The sequence below is a fragment of the Streptomyces ureilyticus genome, assembly GCF_011045025.1.
GTDB lineage: Bacteria > Actinomycetota > Actinomycetes > Streptomycetales > Streptomycetaceae > Streptomyces > Streptomyces ureilyticus.
In genome coordinates this window covers 1-2,192 of record NZ_JAAKZX010000431.1, presented here as the reverse complement: position 1 = coordinate 2,192, position 2,192 = coordinate 1, and the positions used below count along the sequence as shown (strand labels likewise).

Annotated in this window: 3 protein-coding genes; 1 reads left to right on the top strand and 2 read right to left on the bottom strand. The window is 69.4% G+C overall.

What is annotated here, in order from left to right; translation table 11 throughout:
* The coding region (locus G6048_RS52280) for a hypothetical protein (protein ID WP_235991153.1) at positions 1-322 on the top strand (322 nt) is incomplete at its 5' end.
* A gap of 360 nt (positions 323-682) precedes the next feature.
* Here the strand turns inward: G6048_RS52280 and G6048_RS47870 are convergent.
* Together G6048_RS47870 and G6048_RS47865 are read right to left on the bottom strand one after the other, a co-directional pair.
* A complete protein-coding gene (locus tag G6048_RS47870) occupies positions 683-1,165 on the bottom strand; it encodes a hypothetical protein (RefSeq protein ID WP_165345866.1) in 483 nt (160 codons plus the stop codon).
* Positions 1,162-2,192, bottom strand: a 1,031-nt coding sequence (locus G6048_RS47865; protein ID WP_165345865.1) for a glycoside hydrolase family 15 protein, incomplete at its 5' end; no start/stop codon positions are given. The genes G6048_RS47865 and G6048_RS47870, both read right to left, overlap by 4 nt.

Genomic DNA, 2,192 nt, shown 5'->3' with positions numbered 1-2,192 from the left:
GGGCTCGGAAATGTGTATCAGAGACAGCCCCACTCCCGACCGCAGCGAGCCGCCCCGCGTCTGCTGCTGCTCGCGGTTCTCCCGCCGCAGCCGCTCGAGCTCCTCGCGCTCGGCACTGCTCAATTCGCCGGGAGTGCCCTCGCCCCGCTCCGCCTTCGCCCTGCCGTATCAGCCGCGCAAGGACTCGGAGCTGATGCCGAGTTCCCGGGCGACCGCCGTGACCGTCTTGCCCGAGGAGTCGACGAGCGCGACCGCGTCCCGCTCGAACTCCTCGGACTACCGCTCCGAGTACTTGCTTCCCACCCGGGGCCACTCCCTCTGAAACCTCAGGCCCCACTCTCCAGATGTCCACGATCAAGGGGAAGGTTCACCCTGCCCGGTCACCCGCCGTGCGACGCAGACCAGCCGCGCTCTCAGCCCGCCACCACACGGTGAGGGGGTCCGGCAGCGTGCTGGGCGCGTCCGTTGCGCGCCGGGCGTCCCCGGAGCTGACCTGGGCGGGGAACAGCCGGGCTACGGGGCAGCACGGGACGGATCCGAGGCGCGGGTACGGGATCGGGCTGGCGCTGTGACCGTGACACGGTCACAGCGTCAGCGTCGGCGGCCACCAGGGGGTCACCGGACACCCCGCCATGCTGTGACGGCACCCCGTTCCTGGCCCGTACCCGTCCGGAGGGCTCCCTCAGTCAGGCCATGCGAGGAACCCTCCGACGATGGCGCCGTAGGCGAGATGTGCTGCGAGCGTGACGGTCGGTGTGCCGCGGCCGTAGTTGAGCATGAGGAAGCCGGGTGGTTCCAGCAGCGCGACATCGGGGGCGCTGGTGTCTGGTGTGCCCATGCGCGGGTGAATGAGGGGCAGCAGGATGTTGACCAGCGCGGTGGCGGCGAACAAGCCGTGAACGAGGCCGAAGACCGTGCCCAGCCACCAGCTGCTGTAGCCGATGGCAGCGAAGACGGCGTAGTACAGCAGGGCGAAGACCTGGCCGTTGACGAGGTGCGCGCTGTAGCCGAGGGCTTTGGCACGGGTCCGGTTGGTGGTGAAGGCGGTGCCAAGCAGGAACGGCAGGTCGATGCGGGTGAGGTTGGCGGCGTTGGCTGCGCGCAGGCCGGTGGTCAGGATCAGGGTGCCGACGAGCCCGCCGGCCAGTGCGGCCCAGATGCTCATCGGGCCGCCTCCCCGATCGCGCAGGCGGCGCTGATCAGGGCCAGATGGGACAGGCCCTGGGGCAGGTTGCCGAGAAAGATGCCGGTAGTGAGGTCGACCTCCTCGCTGTACAGGCCGACATCGTTGGCCAGGGCCACGAGCTGGCCCATGAGGTCGGCGGCTTCGTTGACGCGACCGACCAGGGCCAATGCTTCGGCAAGCCAGAACGAGCAGGCCAGGAAGGCGCCCTCGCTGCCGGGGAGGCCGTCGGGGCGTAGGTAGCGGTTGACGTAGGGACCGTCCTGGAGGCTGCGCTGGATGGCAGCGACGGTGCCGCGCATGCGCGGGTCGTCGGGCGGGCGGTAGCGGTGGAGCAGACCCAGCAGGAGACCGGCGTCCAGGACGTCACTGTCGGCGGAGCTCACGTAACTGTTCAGGCGCGGGCTGAAGCAACGGTCGTCGATAAACTCGGCGATGGCTTGTCGCTCTCGCCGCCAACGAGCAGAGTGCCGGTCGGGGATCAGCTGCCGCCCGGCCAGGTCGATGGCGCGGTCGAGGGCGATCCAGCACATCATCTTGGACTGGGTGAAGTGCTCGGGTTCGCTGCGTACCTCCCAGATGCCTGCGTCGGGCTGCCGCCAGGCGGTGCAGATGAAGTCAGCGATCTCGGCCAGTCTGCGGGCGATATCGGCGTCCACCCTTGCGCCTGCGGCGGAGTACAGCCAGGCGGTCTGCAGCAGTTCGCCATAGGTGTCGAGCTGGAGCTGCCCGGCGGCCGCATTGCCGACGCGCACGGGCGCCGAGCCTCGGTAGCCCGACAGGGCCAGGCTCTGCTCGGGTGTGCGAGTGCCGCCGTCGAGGCGGTACAGGACGTCCAGGCGCGGGTGTGTGAGCTGGGAGGCGTGCATCAGCCACCAGAAGTAGCTACTTGCCCCTGAAGAAGTCGTTGGTGCCGCTGCGTTGAGCTGTGGGGAGAGCTGGTTCCGGTCGTCGAGTGCGGCGACAGTTGAGCTGCGTCGTCGGCGGCCGGGGGTGGTGGCAGTGTTGC

Bases quoted from the DNA above. Each gene is read 5' to 3' on its own strand.
- G6048_RS47870 (WP_165345866.1), bottom strand. From the start codon at position 1,165: ATGAGCATCTGGGCCGCACTGGCCGGCGGGCTCGTCGGCACCCTGATC.